This window comes from Burkholderia sp. LAS2 (assembly GCF_018417615.1).
GTDB lineage: Bacteria > Pseudomonadota > Gammaproteobacteria > Burkholderiales > Burkholderiaceae > Burkholderia > Burkholderia sola.
The window spans coordinates 43,402-62,210 of sequence record NZ_CP071052.1; the positions used below are offsets into that span (position 1 = coordinate 43,402).

Genomic DNA, 18,809 nt, shown 5'->3' on the forward strand with positions numbered 1-18,809 from the left:
ATCGTGCGTGTATTGTAGCGAGCGCGTTACAATCGGTTGAAACATCGAACGGATTTCCATGACTCTGCCCTCGAAGCTGCTTCAGAAGCGCCCCGCCGCCGTGCGCGGCGCGCGCGCCTTCCCGGTCCGCCGTGCACTCGGTGCCGCGCTGTTTGCCGCCTGGACCCTCACCGCCTTTCCGGCCCACGCGCAGGCTCCGGCATCGGACGACGCGGAGCCGCAGGGTGCGTTCGAGCATGTGATGCCGGACGAGCAGAAGAATCTCCCCGGCGTGCCGCTGACGAGCCAGATCGTCTATCAGGTGCTCGCGGCCGAGGTCGCGCTCCAGCGCAACCAGCCGGCACCGGCGTACCAGACCTACCTCGCGCTGGCCCGCGACACGCGCGATCCGCGCATGGCGCAGCGCGCGACCGAAATCGCGCTCGGCGCGCAGAGCCCGGCCGACGCACTGTCCGCCGCGAACCTGTGGCGTCAGTACGCGCCGGATTCGAACCGCGCGTCGCAGGTCGACGCCGCGCTGCTGGTGCTCGCCGGCAAGCCGGCCGACGCGCAGCCCATGCTCGCGCGCGAGCTGGCCCGCGCGACCGGCGACACGCGCGGCCCGGCGATCCTCGCGCTGCAGGCGCTGCTCGTGCGCGGCCCCGACCGCGTCGGCGGCCTCGCGGTGCTGAAGGACATGCTGAAGAACGACATGAATCGCCCCGAGGCGCAGCTCGCGATCGCGCGGCAGCAGCTCGCGGTCGACGACAAGGACGGCGCCGCGCAATCGCTGAAGCAGGCGCTGCAGATCCGCCCCGACTACCTGCCGGCGGCGCTGATGCTGTCGCAGATGGGGCCGGCGGAGCGCGCGGCGGGCATCGCGTCGTTCGAGAAGTATGTTCAGCAGAATCCGAAGTCGCGCGACGCGCGGCTCGCGCTGTCGCAGCTCTATCTCGCCGACGATCGCCTCGACGACGCGCAGAAGCAGTTCGAGACGATGCGCAAGCTCGACGCGAAGGATCCGACGCCGCTGATGGCGCTCGCGCTGATCAAGATCCAGCAGAAGAAACTCGACGAGGCGACCGGCTACCTGAAGCAGTACGTGCAGCTCGGCGACAAGCAGCCGAACCTCGACGTCGGCCAGGGCTACATCTACCTCGCGCAGATCGCGATCGACCAGAACAACGACGCGCAGGCGTCGCAATGGCTCGACAAGGTCGACCAGACGAGCCAGCACTACCTGCCCGCGCAGATCACGCGTGCGCAACTGCTGCAGAAACAGGGCAAGACCGACGAGGCGCGCAAGGTGCTCGACAACCTGCCGATCTCCGATCCGCGCGACGCGGCCGTGGTCGCGCGCACCGATGCGTCGATCCTGTTCACCGCGAAGCGCTATCCGGAAGCGGAAGCGCGGCTCGGGCAAGCGGTCCAGGACTTCCCGGACGATCCCGACCTGCGCTACGACTACGCGATGGCGGCCGAAAAGACCGGCCACTACGCGACGATGGAAAAGCAGTTGCGCGAGCTGATCCGTACGCAGCCCGACAACCCGCAGGCCTACAACGCGCTCGGCTATTCGCTCGCCGACCGCAACCAGCGGCTGCCCGAGGCCAGCAAGCTGATCGACAAGGCGATGACGCTCGCGCCGAACGACGCGTACATCATGGACAGCCTCGGCTGGGTGAAGTACCGGATGGGCGACACGGCCGGCGCGACGAAGGTGCTGCAGCGTGCATACGAACTGCAGCCGAACGCCGAGATCGGCGCGCATCTCGGCGAAGTGCTGTGGAAGAGCGGCGCGCAGGACGACGCGCGCAACGCGTTGCGTGCCGCGCAGAAGCTCGAGCCCGACAACGAAACGCTCGTGCAGACGCTCAAACGCCTGCAGATCAACGGCCTCTGATGCGGATGCTCCCGATGTTTTCCCGGTTCTCCCGCGCGCAGCGCATGCTGGCCGCGGCCGGCGCGGCGCTTGCGCTCGCCGGCTGCGCGAGCACGCCGCCGTCGGCCAACGCGCCGACGGGCGCCGCGCTGCAGACAGCGGCGACGCATGCGTACCATGGCCGCTTCGCGGTGCGGTACGACGATCGTCTCGGCAACCCGCAGAACGTGTACGGCAACTTCGACTGGCAGGAGCACGGCGACGACGTGTCGCTCGAGCTGCGCAGCCCGCTCGGCCAGACGCTCGCGGTCGTGAAATCGTCCCCGCGCGCGGCGTCGCTCGAATTGCCGAACCGCCCGACCCAATATGCGCCCGACGTCGGCGACCTGATGCAGAAAACGCTCGGCTTCGAGCTGCCGCTCGCGGGCCTGCGCTATTGGCTGCTGCCGACCGCCGCGCCCGCGACGCCCGCGGAAACCGTGCGCGACCCGGCCGACGGCACGCGCATCAAGCAGTTGCACCAGGACGGCTGGACGATCGACTACCTTGCCTACGCGGATGCCCCGGCCACGGGCGTCAAACGCGTCAACCTCGTGCGCGCGACGCCGCCGCTCGACATCAAGCTCGTGCTCGATCAGTGAGCACGCGCGCCTAGCCCCGATACCCGCATGACCGATTCGACCCGCTCGCTGCGCAACTGCCTGGCGCCCGCGAAACTCAACCTGTTCCTGCACATCACCGGCCGTCGTCCGAACGGCTATCACGATCTGCAGAGCGTATTCCAGCTGCTGAACTGGGGCGATACGCTGCACTTCACGCGGCGCGACGACGGCCGCGTCGCACGCGTCACCGACGTGCCCGGCGTGCCCGAGGAAAGCGATCTCGTCGTGCGCGCGGCGAACCTGCTGAAAGCGCATACGGGCACCGCGCACGGCGTCGACATCGAGATCGACAAGATCCTGCCGATGGGCGCCGGCCTCGGCGGCGGCAGTTCCGACGCGGCGACGACGCTGCTCGCGCTGAACCGCCTGTGGCAACTCGATGTGCCGCGCGCCGAACTCCAGTCGCTCGCGGTCAAACTCGGCGCCGACGTCCCGTTTTTTATTTTCGGAAAAAATGCGTTCGCAGAGGGTATCGGAGAAGAATTAGCTGAGGTACAATTGCCGACTCGCTGGTTCTTGGTTGTGACGCCACGCGTTCATGTCCCGACCGCTGAAATATTTTCAGATGAGTTGTTGACAAGAGATACAAAGCCCGTCACAATTGCTGACTTTCTTGCACAGCAAACCAGCGATGCGGAATGGCCAGACAGCTTCGGCCGGAACGATATGCAGGAAGTTGTAACAAGGAAGTACGCGGAAGTTGCGCAGGTGGTCAAATGGTTGTATGATGTGACCCCCGCGAGGATGACCGGCTCCGGAGCAAGCGTGTTTGCAGCGTTTCACAGCAAGCACGAGGCAGAAGCGGCGAAAGCCAAGCTGCCCGCCAGTTGGAACGGCGCAGTTGCCGAGAGTCTGAACGAGCATCCGCTCTTCGCTTTCGCGTCATGAAGTTTTACTTTGCCGAACGGCCTACACAAGTTCGGTGAAGTTATCAGTTAAGTGTAGGGGAGTCGCCAAGTTGGTCAAGGCACCGGATTTTGATTCCGGCATGCGAGGGTTCGAGTCCTTCCTCCCCTGCCAAAAATTTTCCCGCATTTCCCGCCCAAGCCTGAAGCAGGTGCACGATGAGCAGCCACAGCCATGATGGCCTGATGGTCTTTACTGGCAACGCGAATCCCGCGCTCGCCCAGGAAGTCGTCAGTATCCTTGGTATTCCCCTCGGCAAAGCGATGGTCAGCCGTTTCTCCGACGGCGAGATCCAGGTCGAGATCCAGGAAAACGTGCGCGGCAAGGACGTCTTCGTCCTGCAATCCACGTGCGCACCGGCGAACGACAATCTGATGGAACTGATGATCATGGTCGATGCGCTCAAGCGCGCATCCGCCGGCCGGATCACCGCTGCCATCCCCTACTTCGGCTATGCCCGTCAAGATCGCCGCCCGCGTTCGGCGCGCGTCGCGATCTCGGCGAAGATCGTCGCGAACATGCTGGAAATCGCCGGCGTCGAGCGGATCATCACGATGGATCTGCACGCCGACCAGATTCAGGGCTTCTTCGACATCCCGGTCGACAACATCTACGCGACGCCGATCCTGCTGGGCGACCTGCGCAAGCAGAACTATTCGGATCTGCTCGTCGTGTCGCCGGACGTCGGCGGCGTGGTGCGTGCCCGGGCGCTCGCGAAGCAGCTGAACTGCGATCTCGCGATCATCGACAAGCGTCGTCCGAAGGCGAACGTCGCCGAAGTGATGAACATCATCGGTGAAGTCGAAGGCCGCACCTGCGTGATCATGGACGACATGGTCGATACGGCCGGCACGCTGTGCAAGGCCGCCCAAGTGCTGAAGGATCGCGGCGCGAAGCAGGTTTTTGCCTACGCGACGCATCCGGTGCTGTCGGGCGGCGCCGCAGATCGCATCGCCGCATCGGCACTCGACGAGCTGGTCGTCACCGATACGATCCCGCTGTCGGCCGAATCGCTGGCATGCTCGAAGATCCGCTCGCTGACGAGCGCGAGCCTGCTGGCCGAGACGTTCTCGCGGATTCGCCGCGGCGATTCGGTGATGTCGCTGTTCGCGGAATCCTGATCGCGAATCGACGGAACAAAGCATGCGCGGAAAGCGAAGCGGCAACGCTTCGCTTTTTGCACAATCGGACGGGATAGACGAAACCCCGGCCGTTTCATCGGGGGCCGCTTGATGGCCCCGTTTTACTGCCTGGTCGCGGGCAGCACATGGAGAATCACATGAAAGTCGTCGCTTTCGAGCGCCAACAGCAAGGTACGGGTGCGAGCCGCCGCCTGCGCAACGCCGGTAAGACCACGGGTATCGTCTACGGTGGCGAAGCAGCCCCGCAAAAGATCGAACTGGATCACAACGCGCTGTGGCATGCACTGAAGAAGGAAGCCTTCCACTCGTCGATCCTCGACCTGGAAGTCGCTGGCCAGTCGCAACAGGTTCTGCTGCGCGACGTGCAATATCACCCGTTCAAGCAACTCGTGCTGCACGTGGACTTCCAACGCGTCGACGCGAAGAAGAAGCTGCACACGAAGGCACCGCTGCACTTCCTGAACGCAGAAGTCAGCCCGGCCGTGAAGCTGTCGAGCGCGATCGTTTCGCACGTCGCGACGGAAATCGAAATCGAGTGCCTGCCGGCTGACCTGCCGGAGTTCCTCGAAGTCGACCTGTCGAAGATCGAAGCCGGTCAATCGCTGCACGCGAAGGACATCGCGCTGCCGAAGGGCGTCGCGCTGGTCGCGCACGTCGACGCGGAAAACCCGGTCATCGCTTCGGCGACGGTCCCGGCGGGTGCCGTGTCGGACGCAGCAGAAGGCGAAACGCCGGCTGCCTAAGCGGCTGCCTGCACGCCCCATCGATCCGTTTCACGAAACGGTCGACGCAACCCGCCGCGGCTTGCCCGGCGGGTTTTTCTTTTTTTGCGCCCAGGCGGCGGCCGCCGCCTTCGAAACGTCATGATCAAACTGATCGTCGGCCTCGGCAATCCCGGGGCGGAATACACCGCGACGCGCCACAACGCCGGTTTCTGGCTGATCGACCAGCTCGCCCGCGAAGCCGGCACGACGCTGCGCGACGAGCGCCGCTTCCACGGCTTCTACGCGAAAGCGCGCCTGCACGGCGAGGAAGTCCATCTGCTCGAGCCGCAGACCTACATGAACCGCTCCGGCCAGTCGGTCGTCGCGCTCGCGCAATTCTTCAAGATCCTGCCCGACCAGATCCTCGTCGCGCACGACGAACTCGACCTGCCGCCCGGCACCGTGAAGCTGAAGCTCGGCGGCGGCAGCGGCGGCCACAACGGCCTGAAGGACATCACCGCGCACCTGTCGTCGCAGCAATACTGGCGGCTGCGGATCGGCATCGGCCATCCGCGCGACCTGATTCCGGAAAGCGCGCGCGCCGGCGCGAAGCCCGACGTCGCGAACTTCGTGCTGAAACCGCCGCGCCGCGACGAGCAGGACGTGATCGACGCATCGATCGAACGCGCGCTCGCCGTGATGCCGATGGTCGTCAAGGGCGAACTCGATCGCGCGACGATGCAGCTGCATCGCAACTGACCGCACCGCGCACCGGCCCGGTGCATCGGTCGTCCGACGCAATCCGGCGGCCTCGCCTGCCCCACCGCGACGCGCACATGCGGTAATCTGGACGTTTTGCCCGACAGGAGCCAAGCGGTGAGCCGTTACTGGAGCGACGTCGTTCAGCAACTCGTGCCTTACGTGCCGGGCGAACAGCCCGCGCTCGCGCACCCCGTCAAGCTGAACACCAACGAGAATCCCTATCCGCCGTCGCCGCGCGTCGTCGCGGCGATCGCACGCGAACTCGGCGACACCGGCGACACGCTGCGCCGCTATCCCGACCCGGTCGCACGCGCGCTGCGCGAGACGGTCGCGGCCCATCACCGCATCCAGCCCGACCAGGTGTTCGTCGGCAACGGCTCCGACGAGGTGCTCGCGCACGCGTTCCAGGCGCTGCTCAAGCACGACCGGCCGCTGCGCTTTCCCGACATCACGTACAGCTTCTATCCGACCTACGCGCGCCTGTACGGCGTCGAGACCACGGTCGTGCCGCTCGCGGACGATTTCTCGATCCGCGTCGACGACTATCTCGACGACGCCGGCGGCGTGCTGTTTCCGAACCCGAATGCGCCGACCGGGCGCGCGCTGCCGCTCGCGGACGTCGAGCGGATCGCGGCCGCGAACCCGTCGTCGGTCGTCGTGATCGACGAAGCGTACGTCGATTTCGGCGCGCAGTCGGCGATTACGCTGATCGACCGCCACCCGAACCTGCTCGTCGTGCATACGACGTCGAAGGCGCGCTCGCTCGCGGGCATGCGCGTCGGCTTCGCGTTCGGCGATGCCGCGCTGATCAACGCGCTGAACCGCGTGAAGGACAGCTTCAACTCGTATCCGCTCGACCGGCTCGCGCAAGTCGCCGCGCAGGCCGCGTACGAAGACACCGACCATTTCAACGCGACTTGCCGGCGCGTGATCGACAGCCGCGCGCGGCTCACGCATGCGCTCGACGCGCTCGGCTTCGAGATCGTGCCGTCGGCCGCGAATTTCGTGTTCGCGCGCCATCCGGCGCACGACGGGGGCGCGATCGCGGCGAAGCTGAAGGAACGGGAAATTTTCGTGCGGCACTTCCGGCTGCCGCGGATCGACCAGCATCTGCGCATCACCGTCGGCACCGACGCCGAATGCGATGCGCTCGTCGCCGCGCTGCGCGAGCTGCTGGGCTGACACGGAAGAACCGGCGCCGGGCGGCGTCGATCTGAAAGCGCGACGCGCGCTCGCCAATCGGCGTGCGTGCGTCAGCGCAGGGTCACGCCGCGTCGTCGCCCTTCACGGCGATCAACGCGTGATACTTCTCCATCAATTGCGCGTGCGACTCGTCATGCTGCGGATCGCGCGGAATGCATTCGACCGGACACACCTGCTGGCACTGCGGTTCGTCGAAATGGCCGACGCACTCGGTGCACTTGTTCGGGTCGATCACGTAGATATCCGGGCCCATCGAAATCGCGCCGTTCGGGCACTCGGGCTCGCACACGTCGCAATTGATGCACTCGTCGGTAATCATCAAAGCCATACTGATCTCACTTCTTCAGGCCGGCGGCCGGCTTCGCAACGAAACCGGCCGGCGCCGCGTCACGCGGCAGGGCCTCCCATCGCCGTGACTTTCTCGGTCAGCCACTTCTCGACGGACGGAAACACGAATTTGCTGACATCGCCGCCCAATTGCGCGATTTCGCGCACGATCGTCCCCGAGATGAACTGGTACTGGTCGGACGGCGTCATGAACATCGTCTCGACGTCGGGCAGCAGGTAGCGGTTCATCCCCGCCATCTGGAACTCGTATTCGAAATCGGACACGGCGCGCAGGCCGCGCACGATCACGCGCGCGTTGTTGATGCGGACGAAATCCTTCAGGAGGCCGGTGAAACTCATCACCTTCACGTTCGGATAATGGCCGAGCACCTCGTTCGCAATCGTCAGACGTTCTTCGAGCGAGAAAAACGGTTTCTTCGCGCGGCTGTCGGCAACGCCCACCACCAGCGTATCAAAAATGCTCGACGCACGCCGCACGAGGTCTTCGTGCCCGCGCGTCAGCGGATCGAACGTACCGGGATACACGGCGACTACCATGTCGCTCCTCCTGTCATCACGCAAACGGGATGGCAGCCGTGCGATGCACGCGCCGCTGCCGAGATGGGCATGCGTCGCCTTTGCGGCGCGCCGCCTCGTATGGAACGCGCATTATTCATCATTTTCGCGCCGCAGCAAATGATAGTGAACCGCACCGGCCTTGCCGTGCTTCACCACCTGCCAGCCCGCGAGCGCGTCGTGCGCGGCCGGGTCGAGTTCCGCCCCCGTTTCGACGTACAGCGCGCCGCCCGCCGCGACGAGCGGCGCCGCGAGCGCGATCGCGCGCTCGAGCGCGGCCAGGTCGTCGAACGGCGGATCGAGGAACACCACGTCGAACGCGCCCGGCGTGAGCCCGGCCGCGAGCCGCAGCGCATCGGCTTCGGCGATCTCGACCGACCGGGCGCCGAGCTTGTCCTTGATCGCACGCAGCTGCTGCGCGGCGCGCGGATGGCGCTCGACCATCACGACGCTCGCCGCGCCGCGCGACGCGGCCTCGAAGCCGAGCGCGCCGGTGCCCGCGAACAGGTCGAGACAGCGCCAACCGTCGAGATCCTGGCCGAGCCAGTTGAACAGCGTCTCGCGTACGCGATCGGGCGTCGGGCGCAGGCCGTCGAGATCGAGCACCGCGAGCGGCGTGCGTTTCCAGTCGCCGCCGATGATGCGGACCGCGTGCGGCTTGCCGCGACTGGAAGGGGCCGCGGGGCGGCCGGAAGAGGAACGGGACATACGGGATATCGACAACGGAGGGACCGGGCGCGCGCGAGGGGCGCGCCAAACAGGCGCACGTTACCACAGCGGCGACGCGCACTGACGCGAGCGCCGCGCCGCACTGATAAAATGCACGGTTTCGGCCGCCGAGCGCCGCGCCCGCGCGAACGCAGAACGGCCCGTCCGGCGCCCCGCCCTCGGCGGCGGCCCGCCCTCTTCCCGACGCCAGACCATGTTCAGTTTCTTCAAACGATTCAAGAAAACGCAGGAGCCCGATCCGGCGGAATCGCAATCGGCCGACGCGCAGCAAGCGGACGAAGCGTCCGACGCCGACGCGCCCGCGCCGGAGGCGCCGCCCGCGGCCGACGTGCCGCAGGCGAGCGCGCAAGCGGCCGCGCCGGCCGTCGTGGTGACGGTCACGCCGACCAACGACGGCCGCGACGAAGTGGTCGAGACGGTCGAGATCGTCCCGCCGCCGCTGCAGGACGCGTCCGCGAAGAAGTCGTGGCTCGCGCGCCTGAAAACGGGGCTCGCGAAGACGGGCTCGAGCATCACCGGCGTCTTCGTCAACACGAAGATCGACGAGGACCTGTACGAGGAGCTCGAAACCGCGCTGCTGATGTCCGACGCGGGCGTCGACGCGACCGAGTACCTGCTCGACGCGCTGCGCGAGAAGGTGCGCGCGGGCCGGCTGACCGATCCGCAGCAGGTGAAGGATGCGCTGCACGACCTGCTCGTCGAGCTGCTGACGCCGCTCGAGAAATCGCTAATGCTCGGCCGCGCGCAGCCGCTCGTGATGATGATCGCCGGCGTGAACGGCGCGGGCAAGACGACCAGCATCGGCAAGCTCGCGAAGCATCTGCAGAGCTTTGACCAGTCGGTGCTGCTGGCCGCCGGCGACACGTTCCGCGCGGCCGCGCGCGAGCAGCTGGCGGTCTGGGGCGAGCGCAACAACGTGACGGTCGTGCAGCAGGAAAGCGGCGATCCGGCCGCGGTGATCTTCGATGCGGTCAGCGCCGCGCGCGCGCGCAAGATCGACGTGATGATGGCCGACACGGCCGGCCGCCTGCCGACGCAGCTGCACCTGATGGAAGAGCTGAAGAAGGTGAAGCGCGTGATCGCGAAGGCGCACGACGGCGCGCCGCACGAGGTGCTGCTGGTGATCGACGCGAACACCGGCCAGAACGCGCTCACGCAGGTGAAGGCATTCGACGACGCGCTGGGCCTGACCGGCCTGATCGTCACGAAGCTCGACGGCACCGCGAAGGGCGGGATTCTCGCCGCGATCGCGCGGCAACGGCCGGTGCCCGTCTACTTCATCGGCGTCGGCGAGAAGGTCGAGGACCTGCAGCCGTTCAGCGCGGTGGAATTCGCGGACGCGCTGCTCGGCTGAACGCCGCCGGCTCGCATCGCACGGGGCGCCTTCGGGCGCCCTTTTTCATGCGCGCCCGATCCTGCTCGCCGCGGGGCCGCCACACTCGTTCGGCGCTTATTCGGCGTCGGGCTGCACGCCCGGCTCGGCGGCCTTGAATGCATCGAGCGTCGCCGCATGGTCGGCGATCCGGTGGATCGTCGGGAAACGCGTGGTGTCGATCGCAAAGCGGTTCGCGTTGAACACCTGCGGCACGAGGCACACGTCGGCGAGCGTCGGCGTGTCGCCGAAGCACAGCTTGCCGGTGCGCGGATCGTTCGCGAGACGCGCCTCGAGCGTGTCGAAGCCCGCCTCGATCCAGTGCCGGTACCACGCGTTCTTTGCGTCTTCGGGCACATTCAGCGTGTGCTTCAGGTACTTGAGCACGCGCAGGTTGTTGAGCGGGTGGATTTCGCACGCGATCTGCAGCGCCACCGACCGCACGTACGCGCGATCGACCGGCTGCTTCGGCAGCAACGCCGGCTCGGGATGGGTTTCGTCGAGATATTCGATGATCGCGAGCGACTGCTGCAGCGTCGCGTCGCCATCGACCAGCGTCGGCACGACCCCATCCGGATTCAGCGCGCGGTATGCGTCCTTCAGTTGCTCCCCGCCGTCGCGCAGCATGTGCACGGGCGCATAGTCGAACGGCAGCCGCTTCAGGTTCAGGGCGATCCGCACGCGGTACGACGCGGAACTGCGGAAATAGCTGTAGAGCTTCATGGGATGTCTCTCTTTTGGTCGTATTCGGCCGGCGGCGGCACGGGCGCGGCGCAGCGGGTGCGTACGCCGCCGGGAACCAGAGTGTAGCGCGGCACGGTGCGCAGCCGCGCCCGTGCGATACTCGGGGCATTCCTCACCGCTCACCGCGCGGCCCGATGCCGGCCGCCCGCCCCACGTTCCGATGACCGCTTCCCACGATCCCGCCGCCGCTCCGTTCCCTTGCGCCCGCTTCATCAAGGAAATCGGCCGCGGCCCCAACGGCGCGCGCGCCCTGTCCGCCGAAGACACGTTCGAGCTTTATCGCGCGATGCTCGATGCGCGCGTGTCGGACGTCGAACTCGGCGCGATCCTGATCGCCTATCGGCTGAAAGGCGAATCCGCCGACGAACTGGCCGCGATGCTCGCCGCCGCGCAAGCGTCGTTCGAGCCCGTGCACGTACAGGACGCCGCGTTCCGCCCGGTGTCGATCCCGAGCTACAACGGCGCGCGCAAGCAGCCGAATCTCGTGCCGCTGCTCGCGCTGCTGCTCGCGCGCGAAGGCGTACCGGTGCTGGTGCACGGGGTGGAGCGCGATCCGGGCCGCGTGACGAGCGCCGAGATCTTCTCGGCGCTGTCGCTCGCGCCGTCGACGTCGCACGATGCGATCGAGGACACGCTCGCCGAGCGCCGCGTCGCATTCGCGCCGATCGACGTGCTGGCGCCGCGCATCGCGCACCTGCTGTCGATGCGCGGCGTGCTCGGCGTGCGCAACTCGACGCATACGCTCGTGAAGATCCTGCAGCCGTTCGCGCCGGCCGGGCTGCGGCTCGTCAACTACACGCATCCGCCGTACCGCGATAGCCTCGCGCAGCTGTTCCGCGACCATCCGGACGCCGCGCGGGGCGGCGCGCTGCTCGCACGCGGCACCGAAGGCGAAGCGGTGGCCGACACGCGGCGCCAGGTGCAGGTCGACTGGCTGCACGACGGCGTGTGCGACACGCTGATCGACGCCGAGCGTTCGTCGACCGACGCGCCGCCCGTCGCGCTGCCCGAGTCGCGCGATGCGGCGACCACGGCCGCGTGGACGGACGCGGTGCTGCGCGGCGAGGTGCCGGTGCCCGACACGGTCGCGCGACAGGTCGCGACGATCGTGCAGATCGTCCGCGTCGCGCGCTGACGGCGCGGCGGCGACCTGCCCCTTTATCCCGACATTTGACACGCGAGCGCATCCTGGCATAGAGTGGCCGTCATGCGTTCCTTTCCGAACACCCTCCGAATTACCTCCGGCCGCCTAGCGCGGCCGCTATCGCTACGACTAGCCTAAGGCTGTCGTAGCGCCGTGTGCTGTTCGCACGGTCCTCCCAGCAGTTCCTCGCCGTACCCCTCTCGCAGTTTTTACAACCCGAAGTCGTCAGCATTCGTCCGTCCATCCGTCGGCCGATTCGCGAAGATCATCCGCATCCGCGGCGCCATCGCGCGCCGGGTGCGAGGCAGCGCCAACCGGCGCCCGTGCCGCGCGTCTTCGCTCGCGACTTGAGACCCGAGGTCCAGAAGATGATGCGCAATCCGCAAGACAAGTACCGTCCGTTCGAGCCCGTCCGCCTCAATGGCCGCCGCTGGCCGGCCCGCACCATCGAGCGTGCGCCCGTGTGGATGAGCACCGACCTGCGCGACGGCAACCAGTCGCTGATCGAGCCGATGAGCATCGAGCAGAAGCTCGAGTTCTTCGACATGCTGGTCGCGATCGGTTTCAAGGAGATCGAAGTCGGTTTTCCGTCGGCGTCGCAAACCGACTTCGATTTCGTCCGCAAGCTGATCGACGACAAGCGGATTCCCGACGACGTGACGATCGAAGTGCTCGTGCAGTCGCGCGAAGACCTGATCGCGCGCACGTTCGATGCGCTCGAAGGCGTGCCGCGCGCGATCGTGCACCTGTACAACGCGGTCTGCCCGTCGTTCCGCCGCATCGTGTTCGGGATGTCGAAGGACGACGTGAAGGCGCTCGCGATCGACGGCACGCGCATCATCAAGGCACACGCGGCCGCGCGCCCCGATACGCACTGGACCTTCCAGTACTCGCCGGAAACCTTCAGCATGGCCGAGCTGACGTTCGCGCGCGAGATCTGCGACGCGGTCGCGCAGACCTGGCGCCCGACCCGCGACCACAAGATGATCGTCAACCTGCCGGCCACCGTCGAGGCCGCGACCCCGAACGTGTTCGCCGACCAGATCGAATGGATGGACCGCAACCTCGCGTATCGCGACAGCATCGTGCTGTCCGTGCATCCGCACAACGATCGCGGCACCGCGGTCGCAGCGGCCGAACTCGCGCTGCTCGCGGGCGCCGACCGCATCGAAGGCTGCCTGTTCGGCAACGGCGAGCGCACCGGCAACGTCGATCTCGTCACGCTCGCGCTGAACCTCTACACGCAAGGCATCGACCCGGGCCTCGACTTCTCCGACATCGACGCGGTGCGCCGCGTCGTCGAGCGCTGCAACCAGATTCCCGTGCATCCGCGCCATCCGTACGCGGGCGACCTCGTGTTCACCGCGTTCTCGGGCTCGCACCAGGACGCGATCCGCAAGGGCTTCGCGCAGCAGCGCCCCGACGCGATCTGGGAAGTGCCGTACCTGCCGATCGACCCGGCGGATCTCGGCCGCAGCTATGACGCGGTGATCCGCGTGAACAGCCAGTCCGGCAAGGGCGGCGCGACGTTCCTGCTCGAACGCGGAATGGGTTTCACGCCGACGCGCCGCGTCCAGATCGAGTTCAGCCACGCGGTGCAGACGCTCGCCGACGCCTCGGGCGAGGAAGTGACGGGCGACGCGATCTGCGCGCTGTTCGCGCGCGAATTCTTCGAGACCGACGGCCCGGCCGCGCGCCACGGCAGCGGCGCGCGCTGGCAAAACCGCGAGATCGCGGTGGCGCCCGCCGCCGATGCGACACCCGACGACGCCGCGCGACATTTCGCCGCGGCATTGGCAGGGGCCGCTGGCGCCGCGATCGACGTCGCGTCGTGCGAGCACACGCGCACCGCGGACGGCCGGATCGCGGTATCGGTCGGCTGCCGGGTCGGCGACGCGCCGCTGCGGCATGGGGTCGGCGTGCACGCCGACGCGGCGGTCGCGGCGCTCGATGCGGTCGTCAGCGCGATCAACCGCTCGGCATGGCACTGCGCGGACCACCGCGCGGCGGCCTGAGCGCCGGGTTTCGATGCAGGGTTGAAACGTCAGCGAGCGGTGCGTGACCGCCCGTGCGCCGCGCGATCCGCGCCGCACGAGACAGCAAAAAGCGGCTCAGAAGGCCGCTTCGGTCGGGACATGAAAACGAGCGCCACCCGCGCTCACGTCTCGGTCGCGCACCGCGTCGCCTGCCATGCGAGCAGCCGCCACTGCCCGTGCTCGTGCGTGTGCACGGCCGTGTAGGCGATCGGAAACACGAGGCCGCCATTGTTCGTTTCCATCTCGATCAACGCGCGCCCGGTCACGACGCAGGTGGCATCGCCGACGGGCAGCAGGTCCTGCGACTGGATCTCGATCTGACGATAGCGGCGGCGGCCGGCGACGATGGCGTCGATGAACTGCTGCTTGGTTTCTCGTTTGCCGTTGGTGTGCACGAAGAACACCTTGTCCGACAATTGCGCGTCGAGCGCCTCGCCGTCCCCGTCGACCATCGCCCGGAACCGATCGCGCTCGAGCGCGCGAATCGCATCGACCACCTTCGCCATCGCCTGACTCCTCGGCAACGCGCCCGCCGTGCGCCGGCGTGCGGATCAGAAGTTGTACTGCACGTAGAACTGGTGGAAATTTATACCAGGATTCGGCTCTTTGATACCCGCGTTAGACACATGTTGGAAACGGTAACCCACCTGATACTGTTGCCGTTCGCCGAACTGCGCGCCGACGCCGACGACGTCCGCGAACTGGAACGATGTCGACAGCGACAGATTGTTCGAGATCGTCGGATGCGTGAGGAACCGGATGCCGGCGCCGGCTTCGACGAACGGGCGAACCTGGCCCGCGCTCTTGATGAAACGGAACATCGGCGTCGCGCCGAATTCACCGATGTTGGCATGCACGTTGCCGCCGGTGTGCCAGTAGCCGACATGGCCTTCCATCACGAACGCGAAGTGCCAGCCGCCGATTTCCCACCAGTTCCAGCCCGGATCCCAGACCACGCCGAGATCGGCCTTGTCGATCCCGTGGCGATCGGAAAATCCGCCGCCCGCCTGGATCCCCCACCGGTCCGCGAACGCGGCGCCCGATCCGCCCAGCAGCGACGCGGCCAGCAGCGCATGCAGCGCAAGCCGGTTTCGGGGCCGGCGGTTCTTCTTATTGTTCATCTGACACTCCAACTTTATGGGTTGAATGGAGCCTTGCCGCAGCGGCCGGCCCGAGCGAACTGAATGGTATGGTAAAGGACTTTTCGGATCGGCATCGCGAAGCGAAATTGTTTGCTTCCAAAACTACAAAAATCGAAAACGTCTACTGATTACTATCGGAAACAAGCACTTACGGAACTTCGTACGACCAGCGCGGTCGCAAATTAGACTATCGACTCGAACGACTCGATAGAAAACCGGGAACTTGGATGCCCCCGTGGCCTCTAAGGAATTAGCACTCGGATTGTGGGAGTGCTAAGATGGGCTCCGGAATCTCATCCGAGACCAACGGTTTGTCCCTGATTCCAAAGGAGTTTTTAGTGAGCCACGCCCTGACCCTTCCGAACACCCTGAGCCCGACGCCGGCCAAGGCCGAATCGGCAGGCTCGTTGGCGCTCGCAGCCCAATCGATGTTGCCGGGCCAGCTCGGCAACATCGACGCGTACATCCAGGCCGTCAACCGCATTCCGCTGCTGACCGCCGAGGAGGAACGCCGGTATGCAATCGAATTCCGCGAAAACAACGACCTCGACTCGGCGCGCCGCCTCGTGCTGTCGCACCTGCGTCTCGTCGTGTCAATCGCGCGCAACTATCTCGGCTACGGCCTGCCGCACGGCGATCTGATCCAGGAAGGCAACATCGGTCTGATGAAAGCGGTGAAGCGATTCGACCCGTCGCAAAACGTGCGCCTGGTGTCGTATGCGATTCACTGGATCAAGGCCGAGATCCACGAGTACATCCTGCGCAACTGGCGCATGGTGAAGGTCGCGACGACGAAGGCGCAGCGCAAGCTGTTCTTCAACCTGCGCAGCCACAAGAAGAGCATGCAGGCGATGACGCCCGAGGAAATCGACGGCCTCGCGCAGGAGCTCAACGTCAAGCGCGAAGAAGTCACCGAGATGGAAACGCGCCTGTCGGGCGGCGACATCGCGCTCGAGGGCCAGGTGGAAGACGGCGAGGAATCGTACGCGCCGATCGCCTACCTGGCCGACTCGCACAACGAGCCGACCGCCGTGCTCGCCGCGCGCCAACGCGACATGCTGCAGACGGACGGCATCGCGCAGGCGCTCGACGCGCTCGATGCGCGCAGCCGCCGCATCATCGAGGCGCGCTGGCTGCAGGTCGACGACGACGGCTCGGGCGGCTCGACGCTGCACGATCTCGCTGCCGAATTCGGCGTGTCGGCGGAACGCATCCGCCAGATCGAGGCGAGCGCCATGAAAAAGATGCGCACCGCCCTCGCCGAATACGCGTAAATCCGCGGCGATCCAAAGCGCCTCATCGAAAACCGCTGCCCGACCGGCAGCGGTTTTTTTTCGTCCGGTTTCCGCAGCTTTTCCTCTGCTTTGCAGCCGTTTCGCTCTCCGTTTTTGCGTCGATTAATTGAACTGATTCATCAGGCATTACGCCATGTGCGGCGCCCTTCCGCATAACCTTGATCCATCTCAATTTTTACCCCCTGTTTCGCGACGGTCTGCCGCATCGCAGCACTCGGCATCGGAAAGCAGTCCTTTTAAAATTGGCATGTCAGGCGCAAAAGGATTAAAACAGCTTCACGGCCGTCATAAATCCGACGTAAAGTCGCCCCCAATCCGACGTAAATCGATTCAGGATAATCGCCTTGATCTCGATCAATAAAGAGCCTGCGCCGCCTTCGCGGCCGGCCGGCACGATCGGCTGGCGTGCGCGCATCGCCGCATGGGCACGCGGTCCCACCCTCGCCCGCGACATCACCCTGGTGCTGATCGTCAAGCTGATCCTCCTGATGTCGCTCAAATACGCATTCTTCAATCATCCGCAGGCCGAGCACATGTCGTTGCCGCCTGCCGCCGTGGCCGAGAAGCTGCTCTCGGTGCCGGCGCCTGCATCTACCGAGGGAGACCATCATGATAAGTAGTGAAGTCGTCGATCTGTCACGTCTACAGTTCGGCATCACGGCGCTCTACCACTTCCTGTTCGTGCCGTTGACGCTCGGCCTGTCCTGGCTGCTCGTCATCATGGAAGCCGTCTACGTGATGACCGGCAAACAGGTCTACAAGGACATGACCCAGTTCTGGGGCAAGCTGTTCGGGATCAACTTCGCGATGGGCGTGACGACCGGCATCACGCTCGAATTCCAGTTCGGCACGAACTGGTCGTACTACTCGCACTACGTCGGCGACATCTTCGGCGTGCCGCTCGCGGTCGAAGGCCTGATGGCGTTCTTCCTCGAATCGACGTTCGTCGGCCTGTTCTTCTTCGGCTGGAACCGCCTGTCGAAGGTCAAGCACCTGATCGTCACGTTCCTCGTCGCGCTGGGCTCGAACCTGTCCGCGCTGTGGATCCTCGTCGCGAACGGCTGGATGAACAATCCGGTCGGCGCCGAGTTCAACTACCAGACGATGCGCATGGAGATGACGAGCCTGTTCGACGTGCTGTTCAACCCGGTCGCGCAGGTGAAGTTCGTGCACACGGTGTCGGCCGGCTACGTGTCGGCGGCGATGTTCGTGCTCGGCGTGTCGTCGTGGTATCTGCTGAAGAAGCGCGACGTCGACTTCGCGCTGCGCTCGTTCGCGGTCGCGGCCGGCTTCGGCCTCGCGGCGACGCTGTGCGTGATCGTGCTCGGCGACGAATCGGGCTACACGACCGGCGAAGTGCAGAAGATGAAGCTCGCCGCGATCGAATCGGAATGGGAAACCCAGCCGGCGCCCGCGTCGTTCACGCTGATCGGCATTCCGAACCAGGCGGAACAGCGCACCGACTATGCGATCAAGATTCCGTACGCGCTCGGCCTGATCGCGACGCGCTCGATCGACGAACCGGTGATCGGCTTGCGCGATCTCGCGAAGCACAGCGAGGAGCACATCCAGAGCGGGATGATCGCGTACGGCGCGCTGCAGAAGCTCAAGCAGGGCGACACGAGCGACGCGACCCGCGCGCTGTTCGACCAGCACAAGCAGTATCTCGGCTACGGGCTGATGCTCAAGCAGTTCACGCCGAACGTGACCGACGCGACGCCCGAGCAGATCAAGGCCGCCGCGAAGAAGACGATTCCGCCCGTCGCACCCGTGTTCTTCTCGTTCCGGATCATGGTGTTCCTCGGCTTCCTGTTCGTCGCGACGTTCGTTGCCGCGTTCTGGTTCTGCGCGCGGCGGCAGCTGCTGCAGGACAACCGCCGCTGGTTCCTGCGCTACGCGGTGTGGGCGATCCCGCTGCCGTGGATCGCGATCGAATTCGGCTGGATCGTCGCCGAGCTCGGCCGCCAGCCGTGGACGATCGCCGGCGTGCTGCCGACGCACCTGTCCGCGTCGAGCCTGCAGCCGAGCGACCTGTACCTGAGTCTCGCCGGGTTCATCCTGTTCTACACCGCGCTGTTCGTCATCGAGATCAAGCTGATGTTCAAGTACGCGCGCCTCGGCCCGTCGTCGCTGCATACCGGCCGCTATCACCACGAACTCGTCGCTGCCGGCGAGCGGGCCGCCGTCTGAGCACGCACTCGCAA

General features: G+C 66.0%; 19 protein-coding genes and 1 tRNA gene. 14 read left to right on the forward strand and 6 right to left on the reverse strand.

Annotated elements, in window-relative coordinates; all coding sequences use genetic code 11:
• Positions 1-58 precede the first annotated feature (58 nt).
• From JYG37_RS00220 to hisC, 8 genes are all read left to right on the forward strand, one after another.
• On the forward strand, positions 59-1,882 hold the full coding sequence (locus JYG37_RS00220; RefSeq protein WP_050014867.1) for a tetratricopeptide repeat protein: 1,824 nt from the start codon (positions 59-61) through the stop codon (positions 1,880-1,882).
• Positions 1,882-2,502, forward strand: coding sequence for a lipoprotein insertase outer membrane protein LolB (gene lolB / locus JYG37_RS00225; protein ID WP_050014865.1), 621 nt, complete (start codon positions 1,882-1,884; stop codon positions 2,500-2,502). Before JYG37_RS00220 ends, lolB begins: the two co-directional genes overlap by 1 nt.
• A 27-nt stretch (positions 2,503-2,529) precedes the next feature.
• Positions 2,530-3,411: a 4-(cytidine 5'-diphospho)-2-C-methyl-D-erythritol kinase gene (ispE, locus tag JYG37_RS00230; protein ID WP_050014863.1), complete on the forward strand. Its 882-nt coding sequence runs from the start codon at positions 2,530-2,532 to the stop codon at positions 3,409-3,411.
• A gap of 55 nt (positions 3,412-3,466) precedes the next feature.
• Positions 3,467-3,543: transfer RNA gene (locus JYG37_RS00235), tRNA-Gln, on the forward strand.
• A 44-nt stretch (positions 3,544-3,587) separates the two neighbouring features.
• On the forward strand, positions 3,588-4,550 hold the full coding sequence (locus tag JYG37_RS00240) for a ribose-phosphate pyrophosphokinase (protein ID WP_050014861.1): 963 nt from the start codon (positions 3,588-3,590) through the stop codon (positions 4,548-4,550).
• A 158-nt stretch (positions 4,551-4,708) separates the two neighbouring features.
• The gene (locus JYG37_RS00245; protein WP_011546248.1) at positions 4,709-5,314 is read left to right on the forward strand and encodes a 50S ribosomal protein L25/general stress protein Ctc; all 606 of its coding nucleotides are present in this window, start codon (positions 4,709-4,711) and stop codon (positions 5,312-5,314) included.
• Between the two features lie 120 nt (positions 5,315-5,434).
• A complete protein-coding gene (gene pth / locus JYG37_RS00250; protein ID WP_050014859.1) occupies positions 5,435-6,034 on the forward strand; it encodes an aminoacyl-tRNA hydrolase in 600 nt (199 codons plus the stop codon).
• A 117-nt stretch (positions 6,035-6,151) separates the two neighbouring features.
• Positions 6,152-7,219: a histidinol-phosphate transaminase gene (hisC, locus tag JYG37_RS00255; protein ID WP_213345790.1), complete on the forward strand. Its 1,068-nt coding sequence runs from the start codon at positions 6,152-6,154 to the stop codon at positions 7,217-7,219.
• Positions 7,220-7,301: 82 nt separating this feature from the next.
• Here hisC and JYG37_RS00260 read toward each other — a convergent pair whose 3' ends face one another.
• From JYG37_RS00260 to rsmD, 3 genes are all read right to left on the reverse strand, one after another.
• The gene (locus tag JYG37_RS00260; RefSeq protein WP_213345791.1) at positions 7,302-7,568 is read right to left on the reverse strand and encodes a YfhL family 4Fe-4S dicluster ferredoxin; all 267 of its coding nucleotides are present in this window, start codon (positions 7,566-7,568) and stop codon (positions 7,302-7,304) included.
• A 59-nt stretch (positions 7,569-7,627) separates the two neighbouring features.
• Positions 7,628-8,125, reverse strand: coding sequence for a pantetheine-phosphate adenylyltransferase (gene coaD / locus JYG37_RS00265; protein ID WP_044847476.1), 498 nt, complete (start codon positions 8,123-8,125; stop codon positions 7,628-7,630).
• A 111-nt stretch (positions 8,126-8,236) separates the two neighbouring features.
• Positions 8,237-8,851: a 16S rRNA (guanine(966)-N(2))-methyltransferase RsmD gene (rsmD, locus tag JYG37_RS00270; protein WP_124556134.1), complete on the reverse strand. Its 615-nt coding sequence runs from the start codon at positions 8,849-8,851 to the stop codon at positions 8,237-8,239.
• A gap of 214 nt (positions 8,852-9,065) precedes the next feature.
• On the opposite strand from rsmD, the gene ftsY reads away from it, so the two are divergent.
• A complete protein-coding gene (ftsY, locus tag JYG37_RS00275) occupies positions 9,066-10,226 on the forward strand; it encodes a signal recognition particle-docking protein FtsY (RefSeq protein WP_050014853.1) in 1,161 nt (386 codons plus the stop codon).
• A 96-nt stretch (positions 10,227-10,322) separates the two neighbouring features.
• On the opposite strand, the gene maiA is transcribed toward ftsY, so the two are convergent.
• Positions 10,323-10,967: a maleylacetoacetate isomerase gene (gene maiA / locus JYG37_RS00280; protein ID WP_050014852.1), complete on the reverse strand. Its 645-nt coding sequence runs from the start codon at positions 10,965-10,967 to the stop codon at positions 10,323-10,325.
• A gap of 181 nt (positions 10,968-11,148) precedes the next feature.
• Here maiA and ybiB point away from each other — a divergent pair, with 181 nt between their 5' ends.
• Positions 11,149-12,123 carry a DNA-binding protein YbiB gene (gene ybiB, locus JYG37_RS00285; RefSeq protein ID WP_124593415.1) on the forward strand — a complete coding sequence of 325 codons (975 nt, stop codon included), beginning with the start codon at positions 11,149-11,151 and terminating at the stop codon, positions 12,121-12,123.
• Between the two features lie 377 nt (positions 12,124-12,500).
• On the forward strand, positions 12,501-14,147 hold the full coding sequence (gene leuA, locus JYG37_RS00290) for a 2-isopropylmalate synthase (protein ID WP_089488833.1): 1,647 nt from the start codon (positions 12,501-12,503) through the stop codon (positions 14,145-14,147).
• 143 nt (positions 14,148-14,290) lie between these two features.
• Here leuA and JYG37_RS00295 read toward each other — a convergent pair whose 3' ends face one another.
• On the reverse strand, positions 14,291-14,674 hold the full coding sequence (locus JYG37_RS00295; RefSeq protein ID WP_011886076.1) for a nuclear transport factor 2 family protein: 384 nt from the start codon (positions 14,672-14,674) through the stop codon (positions 14,291-14,293).
• A gap of 45 nt (positions 14,675-14,719) precedes the next feature.
• Positions 14,720-15,289 (reverse strand): acyloxyacyl hydrolase, encoded by a 570-nt coding sequence (locus JYG37_RS00300; protein WP_050014846.1) that lies wholly within the window; start codon positions 15,287-15,289, stop codon positions 14,720-14,722.
• A 359-nt stretch (positions 15,290-15,648) separates the two neighbouring features.
• Between JYG37_RS00300 and rpoH the strand changes: the two genes are divergently transcribed.
• The 3 genes from rpoH to JYG37_RS00315 all read left to right on the forward strand — a co-directional run bounded on the left by rpoH (position 15,649) and on the right by JYG37_RS00315 (position 18,795).
• Entirely contained in the window at positions 15,649-16,584 is a 936-nt protein-coding gene (gene rpoH / locus JYG37_RS00305) for an RNA polymerase sigma factor RpoH (protein WP_050014845.1), read from the forward strand.
• Positions 16,585-16,943: 359 nt separating this feature from the next.
• Positions 16,944-17,225 carry a cytochrome oxidase putative small subunit CydP gene (gene cydP, locus JYG37_RS00310; protein WP_027806881.1) on the forward strand — a complete coding sequence of 94 codons (282 nt, stop codon included), beginning with the start codon at positions 16,944-16,946 and terminating at the stop codon, positions 17,223-17,225.
• The gene (locus JYG37_RS00315) at positions 17,215-18,795 is read left to right on the forward strand and encodes a cytochrome ubiquinol oxidase subunit I (RefSeq protein WP_089488835.1); all 1,581 of its coding nucleotides are present in this window, start codon (positions 17,215-17,217) and stop codon (positions 18,793-18,795) included. The genes cydP and JYG37_RS00315 overlap by 11 nt, the downstream gene beginning before the upstream one ends.
• Positions 18,796-18,809: the final 14 nt, after the last annotated feature.

What these genes read in the sequence shown, in the direction of transcription:
- JYG37_RS00220 (WP_050014867.1), top strand. Translation starts at nt 59, where the DNA reads ATGACTCTGCCCTCGAAGCTGCTTCAGAAGCGCCCCGCCGCCGTGCGC.
- lolB (WP_050014865.1), top strand. Translation starts at nt 1,882, where the DNA reads ATGCGGATGCTCCCGATGTTTTCCCGGTTCTCCCGCGCGCAGCGCATG.
- ispE (WP_050014863.1), top strand. Translation starts at nt 2,530, where the DNA reads ATGACCGATTCGACCCGCTCGCTGCGCAACTGCCTGGCGCCCGCGAAA.
- JYG37_RS00240 (WP_050014861.1), top strand. Translation starts at nt 3,588, where the DNA reads ATGAGCAGCCACAGCCATGATGGCCTGATGGTCTTTACTGGCAACGCG.
- JYG37_RS00245 (WP_011546248.1), top strand. Translation starts at nt 4,709, where the DNA reads ATGAAAGTCGTCGCTTTCGAGCGCCAACAGCAAGGTACGGGTGCGAGC.
- pth (WP_050014859.1), top strand. Translation starts at nt 5,435, where the DNA reads ATGATCAAACTGATCGTCGGCCTCGGCAATCCCGGGGCGGAATACACC.
- JYG37_RS00260 (WP_213345791.1), bottom strand. Translation starts at nt 7,568, where the DNA reads ATGGCTTTGATGATTACCGACGAGTGCATCAATTGCGACGTGTGCGAG.
- coaD (WP_044847476.1), bottom strand. Translation starts at nt 8,125, where the DNA reads ATGGTAGTCGCCGTGTATCCCGGTACGTTCGATCCGCTGACGCGCGGG.
- rsmD (WP_124556134.1), bottom strand. Translation starts at nt 8,851, where the DNA reads ATGTCCCGTTCCTCTTCCGGCCGCCCCGCGGCCCCTTCCAGTCGCGGC.
- ftsY (WP_050014853.1), top strand. Translation starts at nt 9,066, where the DNA reads ATGTTCAGTTTCTTCAAACGATTCAAGAAAACGCAGGAGCCCGATCCG.
- maiA (WP_050014852.1), bottom strand. Translation starts at nt 10,967, where the DNA reads ATGAAGCTCTACAGCTATTTCCGCAGTTCCGCGTCGTACCGCGTGCGG.
- ybiB (WP_124593415.1), top strand. Translation starts at nt 11,149, where the DNA reads ATGACCGCTTCCCACGATCCCGCCGCCGCTCCGTTCCCTTGCGCCCGC.
- leuA (WP_089488833.1), top strand. Translation starts at nt 12,501, where the DNA reads ATGATGCGCAATCCGCAAGACAAGTACCGTCCGTTCGAGCCCGTCCGC.
- JYG37_RS00295 (WP_011886076.1), bottom strand. Translation starts at nt 14,674, where the DNA reads ATGGCGAAGGTGGTCGATGCGATTCGCGCGCTCGAGCGCGATCGGTTC.
- JYG37_RS00300 (WP_050014846.1), bottom strand. Translation starts at nt 15,289, where the DNA reads ATGAACAATAAGAAGAACCGCCGGCCCCGAAACCGGCTTGCGCTGCAT.
- JYG37_RS00315 (WP_089488835.1), top strand. Translation starts at nt 17,215, where the DNA reads ATGATAAGTAGTGAAGTCGTCGATCTGTCACGTCTACAGTTCGGCATC.